This is a genomic window from Streptomyces sp. NPDC104581, assembly GCF_055583685.1.
The window spans coordinates 1-3,694 of the sequence record NZ_JBVJNN010000023.1; the positions used below are offsets into that span (position 1 = coordinate 1).

General features: G+C 64.6%; 3 protein-coding genes. All 3 read left to right on the forward strand.

Annotated features, from left to right (window positions below; translation table 11 throughout):
• Positions 1-1,326: 1,326 nt before the first annotated feature.
• The 3 genes from ACZ61E_RS19770 to ACZ61E_RS19780 all read left to right on the forward strand — a co-directional run bounded on the left by ACZ61E_RS19770 (position 1,327) and on the right by ACZ61E_RS19780 (position 3,553).
• Positions 1,327-1,689, forward strand: a complete 363-nt coding sequence (locus ACZ61E_RS19770; protein ID WP_469701258.1) for a hypothetical protein — start codon at positions 1,327-1,329, stop codon at positions 1,687-1,689.
• A gap of 72 nt (positions 1,690-1,761) precedes the next feature.
• Positions 1,762-2,253: a hypothetical protein gene (locus ACZ61E_RS19775; RefSeq protein ID WP_469701021.1), complete on the forward strand. Its 492-nt coding sequence runs from the start codon at positions 1,762-1,764 to the stop codon at positions 2,251-2,253.
• Between the two features lie 112 nt (positions 2,254-2,365).
• Positions 2,366-3,553, forward strand: a complete 1,188-nt coding sequence (locus ACZ61E_RS19780; protein WP_469701023.1) for a DUF932 domain-containing protein — start codon at positions 2,366-2,368, stop codon at positions 3,551-3,553.
• The last annotated feature ends 141 nt before the right edge of the window (positions 3,554-3,694 follow it).

Here is a 3,694-nt window from a genome sequence, read left to right on the forward strand (position 1 = left end):
CGGAGGCGCTGCGCGCCTTAAAAGAATTGCCTTACGGCAATTCACCCCCGCCCATTCGCCTTTCGGCGAATTCGTGTGTGGTTGAGGGTATAAACCCCTTTCGGGGTTTATGGTGGGGGTGTTTGAATTCCTTACGGAATTCTTGGGAAGGGAATTGGGGTGGGTTATACAATTCCCGCGTTGCGGGAATTGGTGGAAAAAGTTGGGGGTGTGCCGGGCGTTGCCCGACACGGTGAGGGGCCGGATTCGGTGCGGGGGTGTGACGGTGGGCGGGGTGACCGGGTGCCCCTGCCGGGGCACCCCCACCGGGGGGTGTTTGAAAACCGGGTGGTGGCTAGAGATCCGGCTAGGACGCCACCACCCCTCCCTGGCGGGAGGGGTGACGGACCGACAGAAGGACCGGAGAGCCCCTGACGGGGCCGAGAGGTTCCAGGAGTACCGGACGCACCCCGTACAGCCGTACACGGACACCGGACAGGGCTCACAGTCCTGCCCTGCCGGGCAGGCCGGCCACACACCCGAACCGAAAGGCCGGCCCCGCCCACACCCGACCGCACACACCCATACACAGCCGTCCACCACCACCCCCCACCACAAAACCCCCCGTGCCGACACAGACACCAGACAGACACACAAAGACAGGCCCCCACCCCGCACCAAACAACACACCACACACCCCGCCACCACCAAACACCCACACCACCACACCCCAAACCTGACAATGCGTCAGACACCAAGCATAAGCGAGAAACACCACCCGCCAATTCCCTGACAGACACAAAAAGAAAGAGAAAAACAACGCGAAAGAACAACGCGGAAATCAACCGAGAAAAAGAAAGCGAAACACAATCGGCACAGAAAAACACGAACACCGAAAGAAACCACACCACAAAACGAACCAACAACCCCCGAGCACAACAACCAACACCACACCACACGCGGAGGCCCCCGCCGACGCGCCACACCACCACCACCCCAAATCACCCGCCGCGCGCCCGCCCGACCACCGCCCGCCCTATCTCTTTTTTCATCGGGCACGGGAGCAGGGGAAGCGCAGGGGGATGTCAGACTCTCGGTCGCGGCTTTTGGCCTGGTTGGCCTGCGTGGATGCGCGCGAGCGTTCCATGCGCCCGCAAGGCCCTAAGCAAGAGCCTAAGCAAGGCCCTAAGCAAGGCCCTAAGCAACGGCCTACGCAAGGGCCGCAACCGGTGCGCGTCGGGGGGTGTTGCCAACAGGCGATCTACTACTAGTATGGATGTTGTCGGGAAGGGGTGACTCCCCCCGGCAGGCCAAATGATCAACCAGAAAGAGTTACGCGTGGAAATCATGATCAAAGAAAACCGTGTTCGCAGGGTACGCGGAGGCGTCGACGCCCCCAACACCCCTCGCGCTATCGAAGCGCGCAGTATCGCGGGTTTCCTGACGTTGGCCGCCCAGCGAGCCGACGCGAAGATCATTCACAACGTGGACGCGTCGTACACGGGAATCCGTCTGGAAACCCGTAGCGGACCGGTCATCATCGAGGTACCGGCCGACCCTGAAGCCGGTTTTCGGCTGGTGCTGGAATTCATCGAGCCCGTCAATGGCCGCATGGAAAAGCAGCTTGTGTCCTACCCCGCCAAGCGATCGCCCAAGGCTAAAGCGTTCCACGCCGAGGAGTTCCTGAAAGCACGCGGATACTTCGGTTAATCCCAAACCGGGGGGCCTCTCATTGCAGGCCCCCCCACTCCTCCCAATCGGATCTCAAGAAAGGGAAATGTAATGGAACTCACGCAGCTTGGAAACGGTCAGACGCCGGTATCGGAGCCCGCTACGACTGCGGAGACGGAGCAGCTTGACGCGGAGTTCGCGGGACTGCTGCCGGGCAGGGGTGTCCGGTCACGTGTCCGGGAGGCTGCACACAAGTTCTTCGCCATCGGTTGGGTCACGGGTGTTCGCAACGGGCACACCGGCCCCGCGCTCACGTCCGTGAGTCTCCCGCGTGCCGACGTGTACGAGGCTTTCCACTGGCTTGAGGACGCGTTGCCGGGCGCCGACGCGCCGCCCGTGCTGCGTCAGGCCGTCAGGTATCACGGCAGCATGATCGGTCGTCACGGTCTCTTGTGGGTGACCGGGATTACGGCCACCGTGGCGCCGGGCGATGGTGAGGAGTACCGCTACGAGTTGAGCGAGCGGACTGGGGACGGCGGGTACAGGGTGCGTGTCAGTCGCGTCCGGGCGCGCAGCTTCACCACGGTACGAGTGTTCGGGTAGTAAGTGCGCAGGTGGGAGGGGGGTTGCCCCCCTCCCATCTTCTACTAGTATGAATGTTGTCGGGAAGGGGTGACTCCCCCCGGCAGGCCAAATGATCAACGAAGGGGAGAACATGACACAGCAGCTCATCGAACGCGCCGCAGCCGTCACCCAGGACACCGCTCGTAACGCCAGTCTGGATGATCTTGCGACCATCCTTCAGAGCCAGCAGGACCGCAAGCTGGACGTAGTCACCGCCGCATCGGCACTGCGTGCGGAGGCCGGAAACCTGATCGTTCAGGGAGTTCAACCCATGCTCCGGGATGACGCGGTCGTGACCGTCGATGGTGTCTACCGGCCGACCGGCGTCGGTGACGAGGGGATCGCGGAGAAGCTTCGCATCCCCGTGTCCTACCTCCGCCGGATGCGCGCGGAGAAGCCCGAGCTGTACGACGCCAACGTGAACGGATGGCTCACCCAGGACCCCGCCCGCCGGTTTCTGCTGCGAGCACTGCGCGCCGACAGCACCCCCGGAGCAGCGCAGGGCATCGGCGTGGCCCGCGCTCTCGTGTCGCCCAGCTACAAGGTGATCGATAACCTTGACATCCTGCTGGCAGCGCTCGACGGCATCAAGGAGTCCGGCCACAGGGCCGAGATCACGCGATGTGACCTCACCGACCGGCGGATGTATGTCCGCGTGGAGTCCGAGCAGGTCAGGATCGCTGCCCGCGCGCTCCTGAGTGGGTACCGCTCCCCGTTCACCGGCCAGACAGGTGACGAGCTGCCCATGATGTCCGCCGGATTCATCATCACGAACAGCGAGACCGGCGGGGGCGCGTTCAACGTCACCCCGTGCGCCACCGTCGAAGTCTGCACCAACGGTCTGACGATGACCGAGGACCTCATGCGCACCGTGCACATCGGCGGGAAGCAGGATGACGGAATCGTCGATCCGTCAGCCGCCACACAGCGAGCTGTGCTCTCCGTCGTCATGAACAAGACGCGGGACGCCGTCGAGCACTTCCTGTCGACCGACTACCTGGAAACCAAGCTCCGGCAGATCGAGGCGGACGCGGGACGCCCGGTCACCAACCCCGCCCAGACCGTCGAGGACGTCACCAAGGCTCTGAACATCTCGAAGGAGCGCCGGGAGACCATCCTGGGGCACTTCATCCGTGGCGGGCAGCTCACGGCCGGAGGCGTCATGCAGGCCGTGACGTCCACCGCGCAGACGCTCGCCAACGCCGACCAGGCATACGAGCTGGAAGCGCTGGCACTGCCCGCGCTCAGGGCAGCGGCCAAGTTCGCCCAGGCCGCGTAACCCGGTAACCCGGTTGGGGGCCGGACTTGACGGTCCGGCCCCCAACCGGGGCCGCCCGCCCGCCGCCGCGCGGCGGGGGGGGGGGGGGGAGGGGGGGGCGGGGGGGGGGGCCTCCCCCCCCCCCCCCCCTCCCCCACTAAC

What these genes read in the sequence shown, in the direction of transcription:
- ACZ61E_RS19780 (WP_469701023.1), top strand. Translation starts at nt 2,366, where the DNA reads ATGACACAGCAGCTCATCGAACGCGCCGCAGCCGTCACCCAGGACACC.
- ACZ61E_RS19770 (WP_469701258.1), top strand. Translation starts at nt 1,327, where the DNA reads ATGATCAAAGAAAACCGTGTTCGCAGGGTACGCGGAGGCGTCGACGCC.
- ACZ61E_RS19775 (WP_469701021.1), top strand. Translation starts at nt 1,762, where the DNA reads ATGGAACTCACGCAGCTTGGAAACGGTCAGACGCCGGTATCGGAGCCC.